Here is a 17,016-nt window from a genome sequence, read left to right on the forward strand (position 1 = left end):
CTATCACCTCTTGACCATTTGTTGCACCGCACTACAAAATGCTCCTGGGGCATGTCGGGCATCCGCGCCCGGTGTGCCCGGATGCCGACGACGTCCTGGGAGGAGCCCGAATGTACCCGTCACCGTGCACGGCTCCGGGAGGACCGGCGGGAGCCGGGGCCGGCCCTTGACGATCCTCTCCTACCCGGCGCCGGCCACCGCCTGGCTCGAGGCGCTCCCGCTCGGCAACGGGGCACTCGGGGCGATGTGCTGGGGGGACGCCTCCGCGCCGCGCTTCGACCTCAACGACGAGACGGCCTGGTCAGGCGGTCCGCGGAGCGAGCGGCTCCAGCGTGGCCCGGACACGGGGACGGCCCGGGACCTCGTCGCCGGCGCCCGGGCCCACCTCGCGGGAGGGCGCCCGATCGACGCCGAGGCGGCCGTCATCGCACTGCAGTCCGATTACACGCAGGCGTTCCTCCCCCTGGGCACCCTCGAGCTGCGCCTTCCCCCGGGCGCCTCCCCGGGGACGTACCGGCGCGTGCTGGACCTCGACGACGCCGTCCACACCGTCCGCTCCGGGCCACTGACCCAGCGCACCGTGGCCTCCTGCCCGCACGGGGTGCTCATGCACGTCATCGACGGCCTCCCCCCGGGCGCCGTGGTCGAGGTCTCGCTCACCAGCCCCCTGCGGGCCGTCGGACGGACCGGCGGCACCCTGCTCCTGCGTCTGCCCTCCGACGTCGCCCCCGGCCACGAACCCACCCGCCCGCCGGTGAGCTGGAGCGACGTCCCCGGTGCGAGCCTCGAGGCGGCCGTCGTGACGCGCACGGTGAGGGCGCGGACGCCGGAGGGGGGGCCACGCGTCGTGGTGGTCACCGCGACCGCCACCGCGGACCGGGGCCCGCCCCTCGCGCCCGCCGGCACGGCCACGGACGCTGCGGCCCGGGCGTCCTCCCGCGTCGTCGCCGCCGTCCTCGCAGGATCGGACCGCGTCCTGGCGGCGCACATCGAGGACTACCGGCGCCTGGCGGACAGGGTGGGCCTGGACCTCGGACCGCAGGACGACGACACCCCGACGGACGTGCGGATCACGCGTGCCGCCGAGCACCCTGAAGGCCCCCTCGCCGCCGACCCGTCACTGGCCGCACTCCTGTTCGACGTCGGCCGGTACCTGCTCGTCTCGTCGTCACGACCCGGTGGATTGCCGGCCACCCTGCAGGGCATCTGGAACAACAGCATGCAACCGCCGTGGAGCTCCAACTACACCACCAACATCAACCTGCAGATGAACTACTGGTCGGCCGATGTGGCGCAGCTGCCGGAGACGGCGGAACCGCTGCTCGATCTCATCGAGAGCCTGTCCGTCGCCGGGCGGGACACCGCGCGGCGCCTGTACGGAGCGCGCGGCTGGGTGGTGCACCACAACTCGGACGCCTGGGCCTACAGTTCCCCGGTGGGTGGCGGCCACGGGGATCCCTCCTGGGCCTTCTGGCCGATGGCCGGCCCCTGGCTCGTGCGTCACCTCACCGAGCGCATCCGGTTCGGTGACCGGGACCTGTTGCCGCGGGCCTGGCCGATCATCCGGGGAGCAGCGGAGTTCGCCCTCGACTGGATGGTGGAGCTCCCCGCTCCTGAGGGGGGAGCTCCCGTCTGGGGGACGAGCCCGTCGACCTCGCCGGAGAACAGGTTCCTCCTGCCGGACGGCCGTCCCGCCTCACTGGGCACGTCGAGCACGATGGATCTCTCACTGCTGCACGAGCTCTTCCGTACCGTCCTCGACACCGCAGCGGCTCTCGGCTGCTCCTCGGACCCGGTGGTGAGGGAGGTCGCGGAGCGGATCGACGCCCTGCCGTCCGTTCCCCCGGTAGGCGCGGACGGGGGCATCCGCGAGTGGTCCGACGACCCTGTGGCCGTGGATCGCCGCCACCGGCCCCTCAGTCCCCTCTACTCCCTCTACCCCGGCTCGGTCCCCTTCGACGAGGAGCACCGGGCTGCGGCCACGCGGTCGCTCCTGGACCGGGGCGACGATTCCACCGGGTGGTCCCTCGCCTGGAAACTCGCCCTCTGGGCGCGGCTCGGACGTCCGGACAAGGTCTCCGACCTCCTGCGGCTCCAGTTCCGCCCGGCGGGCAGCGTGAGCGGGCCCTTCGCCGGCGGCCTCTACCCGAACTTGTTCGCGGCGCATCCCCCGTTCCAGCTCGACGGCAACCTCGGTTTCGTCGCCGCGCTCGCCGAGACGCTGGTGCAGAGCCACGAGGGGCGGATCGCGCTCCTGCCGGCTCTTCCCCCCGAGCTGGCGACCGGGAGGGTGCGGGGTCTCCTCGCACGGCCCGGCGTCCTCGTGGACCTCGACTGGAGGAACGGGGAACTGGTCACCGCCACGCTCACCGCCCGCGACACCCCGCTCGAGGTCGTGGTGAGCTATCGCGGGCACATCCTCCGTCGGAGCGTCGGCACCACGGGATGCTCTCTCGCCGCGTCCGCGTTCACCGGTGGCGGCCGTACTGGCTGACGTGACCGGGCAGATGCCCCACCCGGACGGTCGGGGCGCACAGACGCGAACAGGCCGCCGGATCCCTCCGACGGCCTGCCCGTGAACGCGCTCCCGATGATCAGTCGGTGGGCGCTCCGCGCTCCGGGGCGGACCCCTCGAGCGCCTCCAGCTCACGCTTCAGCTCAGCGGCGTCCGACTTCCGGATCACCACGGGGCCCGCGCTGTGCCGGCCGTGGGACGGCCGGGTCGCGAGGACGTCCTCCTCGGCGGCATCCGGGGCCTCCGCCGTGGGACCCTCGGACGTGCCCTGCGCTCCCCTGACGGCGGGCAGGCCACCGGTGGCTGCCGGCGACATGGACGCCGCAGGCCCGGTGGGCGCAGCCTGGGCGAAGTCCACCGTGCGCCGCAGCGGGGTCTCCTTGATGAAGAGCACGCAGACCAGTGCCACCAGCGCGACGCCGGCCGTGATCAGGAAGATCAGGGCCGTGCTGTCGCCGTACGCGGCACGGACGATCTCGGCGATCGGTGCGGGCAGGTTCACGAGGTCGAGCGACCCGCCGGACGCACCACCGGTGGTGGGGGCGCCGGCGGCGGCGAGGCCCTCCGTGGCCTTGTTCTGCACCTGGGCGCCGAGGAGCGCGCCGCGCACGGCCACACCGGCGGCACCACCGAGCGTGCGGAAGAAGGCCACGGACGCGCTGGCCGAGCCGATGTCCCGGACGGCCACGGTGTTCTGCACCGCGAGGACGAGGTTCTGCAGCATCAGGCCGAGACCCAGACCGAAGACGAAGGTGTAGGTGCCCACCACCCAGAGCTGGGTGAGGTGGTCGATGGTACCGGCGAGACCGAGCCCTGTGATGAGGAGCAGGGACCCCGCCACGATGAAGCGCTTCCACTTGCCGTACTTGGTGACCAGCAGACCGGCGCCGATGGAGCCGAGCAGGTTCCCGCCGATCATGGGCAACGTCAGCAGGCCGGCCGCGGGGGGGGTGGCGCCGCGTGCCACCTGGTAGTACTGGCCGAGGTAGCTCGAGGTGGCGAAGAGTGCGATACCGACGGCCACGGAGGCGATGATCGCGAGCGCCGTGGTGCGCTGGGAGATGATCTTCAGCGGGATGATGGGCTCGGCCACCTTCGACTCGACCACCAGCAGGAGCGCGAGGAGGATCGCGCTGCCACCCACCATCAGGAGCGTCTCCGTGGAGAACCAGGCGTAGTAGCCCTCCTTGCCCGCGAAGGAGACCCAGATGAGCAGGAGGCTCACGCCGGCCGTCAGCAGGATGGAGCCGAGCCAGTCCACGCGTGCCTTGCGGCGGGTGTCCGGCAGCTTGAGGGTGAGCTGGAGCAGTACCAGCGCGATGATCGCGAGCGGCACGCAGACGAAGAAGGTCCAGCGCCAGCCGAGGGGCGAGTCGACGATGAACCCGCCGAGCAGCGGTCCACCCGCCGTGGCGACGGCCATGACGCCACCCATGTACCCGGAGTACCGGCCGCGCTCACGCGGGGCGATGATGGTGCCGATGATGGCCTGCGCCAGGGCGGTCAGCCCACCCATCGCCACACCCTGGATCACGCGAGCCGTGAGCAGTACCGGGATGGTCTGCGCGAACCCTGCCAGCACGGATCCCAGCACGAAGATCACGATGCTGATCTGTACGAGCGCCTTCTTGTCGAAGAGGTCGGCGAACTTGCCCCAGATGGGTGTGGTGGCGGCATTGGCCAGCAGCGCGGCCGTGATCACCCACGCGAAGTCGGTCTGCGAACCGTTGAGGTCGCTCATGATGGTGGGCAGGGCGTTGGCCACGATCGTGCTGCTGAGGATCGCGGTGAACAGACCGGCCAGCAGACCGGTCAGCGCCTGCAGGATCTGCTTGTGACTCATGGGCTCGTTGCCCCCGTGCGACGGCGTGGGCGCCGCGATGGGGCGTTCGGGCGCCTGGGCGTCCTCCGCCCGTGATGTCTGGATGGCCATCAGCGTTCTTCCTTCGTGGTTCTGGACTCGTGGTCCGGGTGGTGACGGCCGTCGTTGCCCGTACTGTTCTGGTGGGTGCGGGGTGGTCGCGGGTCCGGATGGGGGTACCCGGCACCCGGGGCGGATGGTGCCGCCCTGAGGGCCGCGGCGAGGTGCTGCACCGTGGACGACGCCGCTTCGGCCTCACCCTCGGTCCAGTCGGCGAGGATGCCCCTCAGCGTCTCGGCCCGGCGCTCGTACGTCTCGGTGAGGTAGGCACCCCCCTCGTCCGAGAGGGAGAGCAGGCACGCACGTCCGTCGAGGGGGTCGGGGCTACGGACCACGAATCCCAGCTGTTCGAGATCCGCGAGCTGTCTGCTGAGGGCCGAGGGACCGATCCCCAGCTTCGTGGCGAGCGCCGATGCGCGCATCGGGGCACCGTCGCCGATGTAGAACAGCACACCGGTGTGGGCCGGACCGAGGTCCGAGTACTTCGTCCCCGCAGCGGTGATCCCGCGCAGGGCGCGCTGCAGGTCGAAGATGTTGTGCACCAACTCCGCAGCCGTCTGCTGTGCTACCGACATCCGCGTGCTCCCGTTCCACTTTTACTTCGTTGCTCTAAGTAACCGTACGCCCATCATTTCGTTAGGTCAACTAACCAAAGAGGACGACGTCGTCCCCGAAACCCGGAACACACGGTCCCACCGGCGCGGGCTGCGCACCCGCACACCGCGTCAAGGAGCCGCACCCGGCCCGGGAACACTTGCGGTTCGAGCTGCCTCCCTGTTAGGCCTGATACACAGGGACAACCGCACCCGCCGATCAGTGCCCGCACCGGGCGATGGAAGAGGACGTTCGCCATGAAGCAGAAGCAGCCCCGTGTAGAGGAAGCCGACGAGAAGGACCTCAAGGTGCAGGACCGGCCGAAGGACTGGGCGGCGGGCGTTCCCGGCGTGTACCACTCCATGAAGCCGGCGATCGAGCACATGGGGGTGGAGCGCACCCTGAAGACCGTGCTGAAGATGAACCAGAAGGACGGCTTCGACTGCCCGAGCTGCGCCTGGCCGGACCCGCACAAACGCAAGACCTTCGAGTTCTGCGAGAACGGTGCGAAGGCCGTGACGTGGGAGGCCGCGCCCGTGGTCATCGACTCCGACTTCTGGGCGGAGAACTCCATCACCGAGCTGAAGAACCGCTCGGAGTACTGGCTGGGCATGCAGGGCCGACTCACCGAACCCGTGTACAAGCCCGCCGGTGAGGACCACTACCGTCCCATCGGCTGGGACGAGGCGTTCACGATCGTCGGGGACAAGCTGAAGAGCCTGGACTCGCCGGACGAGGCCGCCTTCTACACGAGCGGCCGCACCTCCAACGAGTCCGCCTTCCTGTACCAGCTGTTCAGCCGCGGCTTCGGCACCAACAACCTCCCCGACTGCTCCAACATGTGCCACGAGTCCTCCGGCTGGGCCATGGGGCAGACCATCGGCATCGGCAAGGCGACCGTCACCTTCGACGACTACGCCGACGCCGACCTCATCATCGTCATGGGCCAGAACCCGGGCACCAACCACCCGCGCATGCTCACCGAGCTCGAGGCCTGCAAGCACACCGGCGGCCAGATCGTGGCCGTGAACCCGCTGCCCGAGGCAGCCCTCAAGCGCTACAAGAACCCGCAGACCGTCAGCGGTGTCGCCGGCAAGGGCACCGAGATGGCCGACCAGTTCATCCAGGTGCGGCTCGGCGGCGACATGGCCCTGCTCCAGGGTGTGTCCAAGCGCGTCTTCGAGGCCGAGGCCAGGAACCCCGGGACCGTGCTGGACCAGGCATTCCTGGACGAGTACTGCGAGGGCCTCGACGAGCTGCGGAGCTACCTCCTGAAGCTGGACGAGGACACCATCCTCGAGGCCACGGGACTGCGCTCGGAGGAGATCGACGAGCTCGCCGCGCGGTACATCGCCGCCGACAAGGTGATCATCACCTGGGCCATGGGCATCACCCAGCAGAAGAAGGGTGTGGCCACCATCAAGGAGATGATCAACCTCCTGCTCCTGCGCGGCAACATGGGCAAGCCCGGCGCCGGCGCCTCCCCCATCCGCGGGCACAGCAACGTGCAGGGCGACCGCACCATGGGCATCTGGGAGCAGATGCCCCCCGTGTTCATGGACGCCCTGGGCAAGGAGTTCGGCTTCGAGCCGCCGCGTGAGCACGGCGCCGATGCCGTGGAGACCATCAAGCGGATGCGCGACGGCGAGATCAAGGCGTTCGTGGCCCTCGGCGGGAACCTGGTCTCGGCGATCTCGGACACCCAGGTGGCCGAGAAGGCGTTCGAGAACACGGACATGACCGTGCAGATCTCCATCAAGCTGAACCGCTCGCACCTCGTCACCGGCAAGGAGGCGCTCATCCTGCCCTGCAGGGGTCGCACGGAGATCGACCGCCAGGCCACCGGCGTGCAGTTCGTCTCGGTGGAGGACACCGTCTGCGCCGTGCACCCCTCGTGGGGCAGCGTGGAACCCGTGTCCGAGAACCTGCTCTCGGAGGTGGCCATCATCAGCCGTCTCGCCCGTGCCACGATCGACGGGAGGATCGATGCCGACTGGGAGGCGTTCGAGCACGACTACGACCTCATCCGCGAGCACATCTCCCGCGTGGTCGAGGGCTGCGAGGACTACAACACGAAGATCCGTCAGGAGGGCGGGTTCGTGCTGCCCAACGGCCCGCGCGACTCACGCACCTTCAACACCCCCACGGGCAAGGCCGTGCTGACCGTCAACGACCTCGAGTACCTGGAGCGCCCCGAGGGCACGCTGATCCTCCAGTCGCTGCGCTCGCACGACCAGTGGAACACCACCATCTACGGCTTCAACGACCGCTACCGCGGCATCAAGAAGGGCCGCCACGTGGTGTTCATCAATCCCGAGGACATCAGCGAGCTGGGTCTGAAGGACGGTCAGAACGTGGACGTCCACGGCGTCTACGACGACGGCGTGGACCGTGTGCTGCGCGCCTTCCGCGTGGTCTCCTACCCGACCGCCCGCGGGTGCGCCGCCGCCTACTACCCCGAGGCGAACGTGCTCGTCCCGCTGGACCGGGTGGCGCAGGGCAGCAACACGCCGATCTCCAAGCAGATCATCGTGCGCTTCGAGCCGAGCAACCACACGGCGCCCGCGGAGTACGATTCCGTGGCGACGGAGCAGCAGCCGGAGCCCGACGGTTTCCCGGGGCGCACGCCGTCCGGGGAGCGGGAGACGGTCGACGCCTGACCCCGTAGGTGACGGGCACCCCTGCGATGGACGCCGTCCAGCGGCGCGTGGTGCGGGCCCTCGTGGCGGCCCAGGTCCTCGGCGGGCTCGGCGCGGGGGCCACACTCTCCCTCGGCGCCCTGCTCGCGGCCGAGATCTCGGGTTCCGGTGCGTGGTCCGGCATGGCCGCGACCATGGCGACGCTCGGCGCTGCAGCCGCCGCCGTGCCGTTGGCGGGTCTCGCCCAGCGCCGGGGCCGCCGGGTCTCGCTCGCCACAGGTTCCGCCGTCGCCTGCTGCGGGGCGTTGCTCGCCATCATCGCGGCCTCCCTCTCGCTGTTCCCGCTCCTGCTGGTGGCCCTCGTGCTGCTGGGCTCCGGTTCGGCGACCGGTCTCCAGGCGCGGTTCGCCGCCACGGACCTCGCCACCGGGGCGACCCGCGGACGGAGCCTCTCCCTCGTGGTGTGGTCCACCACCATCGGCGCCGTCCTCGGGCCCAATCTCTTCGAGCCGGGCCCGCTCGTCGCCGGGGGCCGCGGCATCCCGGCGCTCAGCGGCGGTTTCGTGTTCACCGTGGCGGCGCCGCTCGCAGCGGCCCTCGTCTACTCAGTGGGGCTGCGGCCGGATCCCCTCCTGACCGCGCTGCGGCACCGGGCATCCGGTGACCCCGGCAACACCCCGCCTCCCGGGGAGCGGCGCGGCCTGACGATCCTCGGTCGCAATCGAGGAGCCCGGTTCGCCGTGGTGACCCTCATGGTCGCTCACGCGGCGATGGTGTCCCTGATGTCCATGACACCGGTACACCTGCACGACCACGGGGCTGGCCTGTCCGTGGTGGGACTGACGATCAGCCTGCACGTGGCCGGGATGTACGCGCTGTCACCGCTGTTCGGCTGGATCGCCGACCGCGCCGGCCCCGCGCGGGGCATCCTGTGCGGTCAGGTCCTCCTGCTCACCGCGCTGCTCATCGCCTGGCAGGGATCAGGGTCCGAGGCCTGGGTGACCGCGAGCCTGGTACTGCTCGGTCTGGGCTGGTCCGCGAGCGTGGTCTCCGCCTCGGCGCTGCTCGCGGGCGCCGTGGACGTCGCGGAACGCGCACCCGTCCAGGGCACGTCGGACCTGCTGATGAATCTTGCCGGAGCTGCGGGTGGTGCGCTCGCGGGGCCCGCGCTGGTGCTGCTGGGGTACTCGGGGCTCGGCCTCACGGCGGCCGTGCTCGTCGCCGTCGTGCTTCCCCGGACCCTTGCGCACCTCGGATCCAGGAGCACATCCACCGCCTGATCGGTCCACCGGGGAAATGGTGCGGTTACGGTACTGTCGATCTCGTCTCAAGCAACGGGACGATCGGATGACCAGTGCATGAGCGAGGCAGGGCATGAGCGACACCAGCAGATTGGACCCCGGCGAGGATTTCCCCGAGGACCTGACCATGATCGACCGGGACGACCTCGACATCCTCAACAGCAGGAACCACCGCTCACGGGACAGTCAGTACATCGCCGACGGCGAGACCGATCCCGAGACGGAGGGGCAGCACCACGACCTGCGCGAGGAACTGGACCGACGGCAGGCACTGCGCGACACCGCTGCCACGGACGACGCGACGAACGCGGAACCAGGGAGCGAGGCGCGTGAGGGCTGACGCGATCCGCGTCAACCCCCACGCTCATCGGGTGGGGCCGGTACCGGCTACTGCGCCGTGCCGGTCCAGCCCTCCTCCTCCTGGGTCTCCTCGTCCTTGTGGATGATCGTCAGCACGGTCTTCGCCGCCTTCTCCACCGCGGCGCTCGCCTCCTCGCGACCGTCCGTGGTCACCGACCCTGCGGCGTACCCCACCATGAAGGCGCTGATCGCACCGGCATTCGGCGAGGTGTGCCCGGACGAGCGTCGGGCGAGCTCCACGATCCGCGGGTGATCCACCTCGAGGTCGAGGACCTGCAGGGCCTGCGCCAGGGTGCGGCTCCATTCACTGAGGGTGCGCTCTTCGTCGTCGGGCGTTGCCATCGTGTCTCCTCCGGTCGGCTGCGGGTGTGGCCGCCGGTCGGGACCGGCAACGCTCCTCCAAGCTCTAGCACTTCTGCCCGCCCCCTTCAACGATCCGCGGATTCCGGTACTGCGTTGACTTCGGACCGCCCGGCCCCCGTGTGCCCCTGCGTACGTGCCCGAACGTCACGCGGCGTGGCCCCGCACCAGCGGCGCACGCAGCGCGTGAGGGCCGACTGCTCGGAGAGCCCCACCAGCCCGGCCACCTGCTGCAGCGGCAGATCCGAGTGCCGCAGGAGCCTCAGGGCCGTCTCGCGGCGGACGTCGTCGAGCAGCGCCTCGAAGGACGCCCCCTCCGTGGCGAGCCGGCGCTGCAGCGTGCGCGGATGGACACCGAGCAGTCCCGCCACCGTGTCGATGCGCACGGGTGAGGTCCCGAGGACGCGCTCGACGGCGGCGCGTACCTGCGGCGCCACCACCCGCCCGGGCTCGGGGAAGTGGGTCCGCAGGTACCCGAGGGCGAGTTCGCGGAGGGTGTCGTCCACCTCGGCGAGCGGGCGGTCCAGCAGACTCCTGGGCACGCGCAGCAGCGAGGCCGGCTGGTCGAAGCGCACCTCCGCCCCGAAGACCTCGGTATAGCGCGCGGCCGGCGCCTTCGGGGTGTGGGACAGGTGCACCGAGTGGAGTCCGTAGGGTCCACCCACGAGGAAGCGCATCATCCGGTGCGAGAACGCGAGGATGGCGTCGGTGGCCTGCCGCGGTGGCGGGCCGGTGGCGGAGCCGTACCGGATCCCCACCTCCCCGGGCCGCCCCTCCGGGTCCGCGACCACCGCCACCCGGAGCACGGGGCTGTGCAGGAAGAGGAACTGGGACGCACACTCCAGGGCCGCCCCCACCGTCGGGGAGTTCTGCACGGCGACGGCGAGCGGGCCGAGGATCCCGATGTCCTGGTGCTCCGACATCCGCAGGCCGAGGTCCGGGCAGGGCAGTTCCCGCGCCGCCCCTTCGAGGAGCCTCGCCACGGCGACGTCGGAGACGAGGACGTCGTCGCCGTCCAGGGCCTCGGGCGGCACGTGGTGCCGGGCCGCGAGTGCCTCGGCGTCGCCGTCGTACTGCTCCACCACCGCGCGGAAGCCACGCAGACCGGCGGAGCGGATGATCGAGCTCATGTCGTCCAAGGGTAAATAGTTGTCGTGCGAAGTCAAGCGTGGTTCTTGGTTGCGGGGAAGAATGGAGGTATGACCTCCTCCCCAGAACACCTCGACGTCGTCATCGTGGGCGCCGGGCTCTCCGGCATCGGCGCCGCGTACCGGGTCTCCACCGAACTGAAGGACAAGAGCTTCGCCGTCCTCGAGGCCCGGACCGCGATCGGCGGCACCTGGGACCTCTTCCGCTACCCCGGCGTCCGCTCCGACAGCGACATGTTCACCCTCGGCTACCCGTTCCGTCCCTGGACCGAGGCCAAGGCCATCGCGGACGGCTCCTCGATCCTCCGCTACATCCGCGAGACCGCCGAGGACCCCCGCATCCGCGAACGCATCCGGTTCTCCACCAAGCTCATCGCCGCCGCGTGGTCCTCCGCGGACGCCCGGTGGACGCTCGACCTGGAGGTCACGGACGACGACGGCGGGACGGAGCGCCGCTCCCTCACCTGTGGTTTCCTGTACCTCTGCAGCGGCTACTACAACTACGAGCACGGCCACGAGCCCGCCCTGGCCGGGATCGGGAACTTCGAGGGGCAGGTGGTCCGCCCGCAGTTCTGGCCCGAGGACCTGGACTACACGGGCAAGCGCGTGGTGATCGTGGGCAGCGGCGCCACCGCCGTCACGCTGCTGCCGAACATGGCGAAGGACGCCGCCCACGTCACCATGCTGCAGCGCTCCCCCACCTACATCACGGCCGTCCCGAGCCGCGACAAGTTCTCCGACGCCGCCCGCAGGCGGCTCCCCGCGGGCCCTGCCCACCACGTGGCCCGCGCCAAGAACATCCTGTTCACCCAGGCCTTCTACCAGTTGTGCCGCCGGCGCCCGGAGTTCGCCAAGAAGTTCATCCGCGAGCAGACCACGCGGATCCTCGGCGACGAGCAGAGCGTGCAGGAGAACTTCGTACCCGCCTACAACCCGTGGGACCAGCGCCTCTGCGTGGCCCCCAGCGCCGATTTCTTCAAGGCACTGAAGTCCGGTTCCGCCTCCGTGGTCACGGACACCATCGAGACGTTCACCCCGCACGGTGTCCGGCTAGCCTCCGGCAAGGAGGTCGAGGCCGACGTCGTCGTCACGGCCACCGGGCTCTCCATGCTGCCCCTGGGAGGCGCCACCTTCAGCGTGGACGGACGCCCCGTGCAGCTCGGTGACTCCTGGGTGTACCGGGGGCTGATGGTCAGCGGTGTACCCAATCTGGCGCTCTGCGTCGGGTACACCAACGCCTCGTGGACCCTGCGGGCGGACCTCAGCTCCCGCTACGTGTGCCGGTTCGTGAAATACCTGGACCGGCACGGGCACCGCTACGGCGCCCCGACGGTGGAGGAGGGCATGAGGTCCCGCCCCATCCTCGACCTGACCTCCGGCTACGTGCAGCGGGCCGTCTCGGCCTTCCCGAAGCAGGGGGACCGGCAGCCGTGGACCATGCGGCAGAACTACCTGCTGGACGCACCGAGCGCCCTGCACGGCAACCTCGCGAGGAACATGGTCTTCGACGCCCCGCCGCCACCCACGAGCATCCCCGCCCCCGACCTCGAGGAGATCCACGCATGAGCATCCAGCCCTTCCAGTTCGCAGGCGCCACCGCCGTCGTCACGGGAGCCGCCGGTGGCATGGGCGAGCACCTGGCCCGGGGACTCGCGGAACGAGGGAGCCACCTGCTGATCGTGGACCGGGACGCCGAGCGCCTCGACGCCGTCGCCGCCTCCATCCGCGCCACCCGTCCGGACAGCCGCGTCACCACGTTCGTGGCCGACCTCTCGGAGCGGGACGCCGTCGAGAAGCTCGCCGCCGATCTGCTGGGGACCACGGACCGCATCGACCTGCTGATCAACAACGCCGGGGTGGCGCTCGGCGGGCGCTTCGACCAGATCGACATGGCCGACTTCGACTGGGTGATGGCGATCAACTTCTTCGCACCCGTGATGCTCACCCATCACCTGCTGCCGAGGATCGCGCCGGGCGGGCACATCGTCAACGTCTCCAGCGTGTTCGGCCTGGTGGGTCCGGCCGGGCAGACGGCGTACTCCTCCAGCAAGTTCGCGCTCCGCGGGTTCACCGAGGCACTCCGCGCCGAGCTCCGCCCCCGCGGGATCGCCACCACCACCGTGCACCCGGGCGGCATCCGTACCAACATCGCGTCCAACGCCCGAATCGGCGGGAACCTCAGCGGCGCCGACGTGACGAAGGCCAAGGAGGACTTCAACAAGCTCCTCACCTTCCCCGCGGACCGCGCGGCGGAGATGATGCTCGAGGCCGTCAAGGCGCGCAGGCCCCGCCTGCTGATCGGCATGAGTGCCGTGATCCCCGACATCGTCACCCGGTTGGTCCCGATGTCCTTCGGCACCCTGGAACGCCGTGCCACACGCCTCGCCCGGATGGCCGGGAAACTGCGTCGATGAGTGACGTCCGTAGCGGTACCGAACGGGCCGCGGATGCTCCGCAGCCTACCGGGACCAACACCACCGCCTGCCTGCGGGTGGACGGCATCCGCGCCCGCTACCGGGACACCGGGCAGAGGACGGGGCAGCCGGTGCTCCTCATCCACGGCATCGGCCGGAGTCTCGAGGACTGGGAGGGCCTGTACGGGCGGCTGGCACCGGATCACCGCGTGATCAGCGTGGATCTCCCCGGCTTCGGCCTGTCCGAACGCACCCCGGGAAAGTACTCGATGGAAAGCCTGGCCCGCTTCGTCATCGCGTTCCTCGACACCCTCGGCGAGCACCGCCCGCTGCACGTGGTGGGCAACTCCCTCGGTGGCGCCGTGGCCATGACCATCAGCACCCTGGAACCCCAGCGGGTCCGCAGCCTGGTGCTCGTCAACAGCGCGGGTTTCGGCCAGGAGGTCACCGTGGCCCTGCGCGTCCTCGCCGTCCGGCCCCTCGGTCGCCACTTCATGAAGGACAAGTCGCGGAAAGCCGCCTACCGGACCGAACGGGCACTGTTCTACGACAAGAAGTTCGTCACCGAGGAGCGCCTCGACCACGCACAGGAGGTGGGCCGGAATCCGGGGTACGACGACGTCCTGCTCGCCGTGGCCCGGCACCTCGGCACCTTCCGTGGTGTACGCCGGCGGTGGCGTACACGCCTGCTCAGGACCGTGGCCGCCCAGCGGAAACCCACCCTCGTGGTGTGGGGGGACGAGGACCGCGTCCTCCCGGCCTCGCACCTGGAGCATGCGCGCACCGTGTTCCCCCATGCGCAGTTCCACCTGTTCGAGCGCTGCGGTCACATGCCGCAGATCGAGCGGGAGGAGGACTTCGACGCCCTCGTGCGTGCGTTCCTGAAGGAGATCGACGCAGGCTGACCTCAGCCTGCGAACGTGTCCAGGAGTGATCTCTCCTCGTCGTCCGTGAGACCGGCGTCGAGGGGCCCGTGCACCCCTGGGAGATCCTGGGCGGCCGTATCGGCGAGTGTTTCCCGGAGGGGGCGCAGGCGGAGCCCGGCGGCGATCGCACGGGTGGTGGACCGAGCGTTCATGCCGTACCAGTCCCGGTCCACGAGCCAGAGGGGCAGTGACCGCTCGCCCGACCACTGCCGCCCCCCCTGCTCCAGGAGCCACCGCTCGGGGACCGCGACCACAGGCCCGGTATGTCCGGTGACAACCCGTGCGATGTCGATGTGCTCGGGGAACGGGATGGAGGCACCGAAGGCGTTGAAGATCCCGCCGTGATGTCCACCTGCGAGGAGGAGCAGCCACTCCGCCAGATCACGCACGTCGATCAGTGCGGTGGGGAAGTGCGGGGCGTGCGGTACCAGAACCGCACCGGCGTCGTTCGAGGGGGACGCGAACCGCTGCACCCAGTAACTCGTGCGTCCGGAAGGATCGCCCGGTCCACCGATCAGACCTGCGCGGGCGATGACCGACCGTTCGGGGCCGAACCCCTCGATGACCGCGTTCTCACATGCCACCTTGGCGGGCCCGTAATCCTCCGGCGCTTCCATCACCTCGGTGCTCAGGGGCGGGAGCAGCTCCGCGTCCTCGTCGGCACCGATCTCCGCCTGGGACGCATAGACGTTACCCGTCGACACGAAGAGATAACGGTCCGCCGTATCGCGGAGATCGCGGACCGCACGCCGCACATGGGCGGGCTGCCGGGCGACGTCGATCACCGCGTCCCAGCGCTCCGTCGCGACTTCCGCGAGCGCGGAATCCTGGTCGCGGTCGGCCCGGACGAGACGGACACCCGGGGGAACACCGGTTCCGCGCGCGAGGCAGGTCACCTGATGGCCGCCGCGGACTGAAGCTGCGGCGATCGTGTGTCCGAGCCATGCGGTTCCACCCAGGACCAGGATTCTCATGGCACGAGACTTCCAGTAGGTGTACCGGAAAGCACGGGTTTCCACCCTCGGCGGAACGGGTGCTCGATGCGCCTCACTCCTCGATCCGCGTCATGCCCGCGCTGCGGGGCGAAGTGCACCTGCCACCCCGACCCGGAATCGACGGTGCGTTAGGGTGGGGCGATGAATTTCTGGCGGACGGCTCTCGGCATTCTGATGATCCTGTCCACCCTTTCCCTGATCTTCTCGTGGGGCCCCTGGTACCTGATGATGTTCCTCCCGCTCGCGCTGCTCCTGGTCTCCCTCCGCAACGACGTGCTCGTCGCCAAGCGGGAGCGGGCGGAGTTCCGGAAGCAGGACGCGACCACGATCGGTCACGCCTACCGCGAGTGAGCTGTGCGGACCTCAAGTACCGTCGGTGAGGGCGCGAGCCGCCTTCCCGCCGACGGACGCCCCGTACAGGACGAAGGCCAGCATTCCCAGGCAGCTGGCCAGGACCAGGCCGCACAGCACCATGACCGGGAGCGAGAACGGCAGGAGCGCCGAAGCTCCTCCGGCGATCGCGCACCATCCCGCCCACCGGGTAGGACCCTCGGCCCGCTGATGGGCCACGGTCCACGCCTCGTCGCTGACGAGAGTGGACGGGGTTCGAATCCCCGCCACCTGGTTCCGGCCGAGTTTGCCGGTGGCAGCCGCTCTGGCCATCCGGAGGATCAACACACCGGAGCCTCCCATGACCACGGCCGTCACGAGACGAAAAATCAGTTCCTCACCCATCGGTCGAGCGTAACGAACAGCTTTCCGGACCTCCGCATCGATGTGCCGGTGAGTTCCTGCTCCTGAACATCGTGCGCACGGGCGTGCTGTCACCCGGAGAAATGCGTACTCACGACGAAGCGGTTGCCGGGAGCGTTCTCACACTTCCGACAACCGCCGTGTCAATCTTCCTGAGAACCTTCAGGGCTTCCGAAGGGCTCATCCTGAGCAACGAGCACGTGGGCCGGGCTCCTACCCGGTAGGCGCTACGCCTTCGCGGACGTCCGGCGCACCGCGTACACGCCGCCTGCCGCCGCGGCGAGGGCAAGCCCGCCACCGAGGGCGATCATGCCGATGGAGCTCGAGCCGGAGGTAGTGGCCACACCGGTGTCGGCTCCGCCTGACGGGACCGCACCCATCTGCGTCTTCACCAGCGTGCCGCACAGGGCCGGCGAGGTGGCGCCGAGCGGGAGTGCGGGGTCGAGGTCGCTGGGTGCGTTGAACGCCTCGGCCGTGGCAGGCGTGGTGGCCGGGTCCAGCCCGTGCACGTTGAACACCGCGGTGCCGTTGTCGAGTGCCTGCTGCGTCGCGGCGTCGACGGTGAAGGTGCGCTGGATGGAGTACGTCCCACCCTGTCCGCCCAGCTGGAGGTTCAACGCCTCCGCCGGGGTGGTGGGTCCCGAGGTGGTGATGGTGGAGACGATGTCCCCGTAGCTGGTGGCGCTCTCGGTGACGCTGATGATCCCGTCACCGTTCGTGTCATTGGCGGTGGTGGGGCAGACGCCTGCGGATCCACCGTGGATGTGCTGGACGTGCGGGTAGGGGGCGTCCATGAAGGTCTCGGCGAGGCCGGACACCTGCAGGTCGATCGTGGCCTGGTCACCGACGACGTCGAGGGTGACCGTTCCGGTACCCGTGGTGCCGTTGAGCTGGCCGAGCGTCGAGGACCAGGTACCGTCCGCGGCCATCGCCGGGGTTCCGGCCAGGGCGACGGCGCCGATGGCGAGGGCTGGGACTGCCAGGAAGCGCATCTTGTTCATGGGATTCGTGTCCTTCGGGTGCGGGTGGACGAGCCCGGACAGGACTCGTGATGGTTCGACCGGGGCCCTTCCGGACCCCTCCGGGGAGC

Annotated in this window: 15 protein-coding genes; 8 read left to right on the forward strand and 7 right to left on the reverse strand. The window is 70.0% G+C overall.

The features are described from left to right. The first annotated feature begins 166 nt into the window (after positions 1-166). Positions 167-2,494 (forward strand): glycosyl hydrolase family 95 catalytic domain-containing protein, encoded by a 2,328-nt coding sequence (locus tag AC792_RS01715; RefSeq protein ID WP_049828859.1) that lies wholly within the window; start codon positions 167-169, stop codon positions 2,492-2,494. Positions 2,495-2,594: 100 nt separating this feature from the next. Here AC792_RS01715 and AC792_RS01720 read toward each other — a convergent pair whose 3' ends face one another. Together AC792_RS01720 and AC792_RS01725 are read right to left on the reverse strand one after the other, a co-directional pair. Continuing rightward, entirely contained in the window at positions 2,595-4,448 is a 1,854-nt protein-coding gene (locus tag AC792_RS01720; RefSeq protein WP_082177259.1) for an MFS transporter, read from the reverse strand. Further along, positions 4,448-5,011 carry a MarR family winged helix-turn-helix transcriptional regulator gene (locus AC792_RS01725; protein WP_082177260.1) on the reverse strand — a complete coding sequence of 188 codons (564 nt, stop codon included), beginning with the start codon at positions 5,009-5,011 and terminating at the stop codon, positions 4,448-4,450. The genes AC792_RS01720 and AC792_RS01725 overlap by 1 nt, the downstream gene beginning before the upstream one ends. 276 nt (positions 5,012-5,287) lie before the next feature. On the opposite strand from AC792_RS01725, the gene AC792_RS01730 reads away from it, so the two are divergent. From AC792_RS01730 to AC792_RS01740, 3 genes are all read left to right on the forward strand, one after another. Continuing rightward, positions 5,288-7,690, forward strand: coding sequence for an FdhF/YdeP family oxidoreductase (locus tag AC792_RS01730; RefSeq protein ID WP_082177262.1), 2,403 nt, complete (start codon positions 5,288-5,290; stop codon positions 7,688-7,690). A gap of 8 nt (positions 7,691-7,698) precedes the next feature. After that, positions 7,699-8,949, forward strand: coding sequence for an MFS transporter (locus AC792_RS01735; protein ID WP_235436301.1), 1,251 nt, complete (start codon positions 7,699-7,701; stop codon positions 8,947-8,949). 94 nt (positions 8,950-9,043) lie between these two features. Further along, on the forward strand, positions 9,044-9,310 hold the full coding sequence (locus AC792_RS01740; protein WP_049828861.1) for a hypothetical protein: 267 nt from the start codon (positions 9,044-9,046) through the stop codon (positions 9,308-9,310). Between the two features lie 47 nt (positions 9,311-9,357). On the opposite strand, the gene AC792_RS01745 is transcribed toward AC792_RS01740, so the two are convergent. After that, positions 9,358-9,672, reverse strand: a complete 315-nt coding sequence (locus tag AC792_RS01745; protein ID WP_049828862.1) for a DUF6457 domain-containing protein — start codon at positions 9,670-9,672, stop codon at positions 9,358-9,360. 86 nt (positions 9,673-9,758) lie between these two features. Further along, positions 9,759-10,820 carry an AraC family transcriptional regulator gene (locus tag AC792_RS01750; RefSeq protein ID WP_049828938.1) on the reverse strand — a complete coding sequence of 354 codons (1,062 nt, stop codon included), beginning with the start codon at positions 10,818-10,820 and terminating at the stop codon, positions 9,759-9,761. Between the two features lie 69 nt (positions 10,821-10,889). On the opposite strand from AC792_RS01750, the gene AC792_RS01755 reads away from it, so the two are divergent. Genes AC792_RS01755 through AC792_RS01765 form a run of 3 tightly spaced genes read left to right on the forward strand, consistent with a single transcriptional unit; the run spans position 10,890 to position 14,157 of the window. After that, entirely contained in the window at positions 10,890-12,404 is a 1,515-nt protein-coding gene (locus AC792_RS01755; protein ID WP_049828863.1) for a flavin-containing monooxygenase, read from the forward strand. Continuing rightward, positions 12,401-13,252 (forward strand): SDR family NAD(P)-dependent oxidoreductase, encoded by an 852-nt coding sequence (locus tag AC792_RS01760; protein ID WP_049828864.1) that lies wholly within the window; start codon positions 12,401-12,403, stop codon positions 13,250-13,252. Before AC792_RS01755 ends, AC792_RS01760 begins: the two co-directional genes overlap by 4 nt. After that, positions 13,249-14,157: an alpha/beta fold hydrolase gene (locus tag AC792_RS01765; protein WP_082177263.1), complete on the forward strand. Its 909-nt coding sequence runs from the start codon at positions 13,249-13,251 to the stop codon at positions 14,155-14,157. Before AC792_RS01760 ends, AC792_RS01765 begins: the two co-directional genes overlap by 4 nt. 2 nt (positions 14,158-14,159) lie before the next feature. Here the strand turns inward: AC792_RS01765 and AC792_RS01770 are convergent, their stop codons facing one another. Next, positions 14,160-15,152 carry an NAD-dependent epimerase/dehydratase family protein gene (locus AC792_RS01770; protein WP_049828865.1) on the reverse strand — a complete coding sequence of 331 codons (993 nt, stop codon included), beginning with the start codon at positions 15,150-15,152 and terminating at the stop codon, positions 14,160-14,162. A gap of 162 nt (positions 15,153-15,314) precedes the next feature. Here AC792_RS01770 and AC792_RS16730 point away from each other — a divergent pair, with 162 nt between their 5' ends. Further along, positions 15,315-15,524 carry a hypothetical protein gene (locus AC792_RS16730; protein ID WP_152915971.1) on the forward strand — a complete coding sequence of 70 codons (210 nt, stop codon included), beginning with the start codon at positions 15,315-15,317 and terminating at the stop codon, positions 15,522-15,524. A 12-nt stretch (positions 15,525-15,536) separates the two neighbouring features. Here the strand turns inward: AC792_RS16730 and AC792_RS01775 are convergent, their stop codons facing one another. After that, complete coding sequence (locus tag AC792_RS01775) at positions 15,537-15,908, reverse strand: SdpI family protein (protein ID WP_049828866.1); 372 nt, start codon at positions 15,906-15,908, stop codon at positions 15,537-15,539. Positions 15,909-16,153: 245 nt separating this feature from the next. Continuing rightward, positions 16,154-16,927 carry a CHRD domain-containing protein gene (locus AC792_RS01780; RefSeq protein WP_049828867.1) on the reverse strand — a complete coding sequence of 258 codons (774 nt, stop codon included), beginning with the start codon at positions 16,925-16,927 and terminating at the stop codon, positions 16,154-16,156. Positions 16,928-17,016: the final 89 nt, after the last annotated feature.

This window comes from Arthrobacter sp. RIT-PI-e (assembly GCF_001187915.1).
Taxonomy (GTDB): Bacteria; Actinomycetota; Actinomycetes; order Actinomycetales; family Micrococcaceae; genus Arthrobacter_D.